We start from the raw sequence: 826 nt of genomic DNA, 5'->3' as shown, positions 1-826 counted from the left end.
TCTGAGCCTTCTTTGTTAATCTCGACTTCTCTCAAGATATCTTTTAAATAATCTCTAGTTTCATTAGTACTATTTTTTCTCGACTCTTGTAGCTCGAAAGCCCAGGCTTTGTATAGTTTTTTAATTACCGACAGCTCTGGTAATTCAGTTTCTTCAGACTCTTGAGATAACTGTTCGTTGATTTGTATCTTTTCAAATTCAGCAGATTTGAGTTTCTCGGCTATCGACCCGGATATTCCGATTGCCCCTATTGCCTCAATATATCTTTCTATCTCTTTATCGAGCTCATCTATTCTTTGAAGCAATGCTTTCCTGGAATCACCTTTCCCAGCAGAGAGTTCATTTAATACCTTAAGCGACTCAACATACGCAAACTCGACCAATTCATCACTTTGTAGCATGTCCTGAATTTCAGTAAGTAGCTTCTGTTCGGTTTCTTTGCGATTAACATTCACGCCTTCACATATTGAAGGACCTCTGTTCATTCGGTTTGAACATCCGTATGAGTGAGAACTAACAACCACAATGGGAGCGCCACATTTACCACAAGACATTAAGCCGCCCAATAATGATCTAACACGCCCCCCCTTTCCTTTTATCCCACCTTTATATCGAGACTCTTTAAAACGTGCTCTTACCTTTTCCCATAGTTCTTCGGTGACAATGCGTAAATCTTCTCGCTCATTAATACTCCACTCTGATTCCGATCTCTCTATACGAACACGCTTTCCAGAATCCGGATCCTTAGTCCACTGAGATCGATTCCAAATATGACGACCTCTATAGAGCTCATTGTTTAATAAACCAGAGCCTTTAGCGGGGCTGC

General features: G+C 40.7%; 1 protein-coding gene. It reads right to left on the bottom strand.

The features are described 5' to 3' along the window. Positions 1–826, bottom strand: an 826-nt coding sequence (locus A3757_RS24565; RefSeq protein ID WP_197470299.1) for a recombinase family protein, incomplete at both ends; no start/stop codon positions are given.

It is taken from the genome of Oleiphilus sp. HI0117 (assembly GCF_001635235.1).
This window is presented reverse-complemented; position numbering and strand designations above follow the sequence as displayed.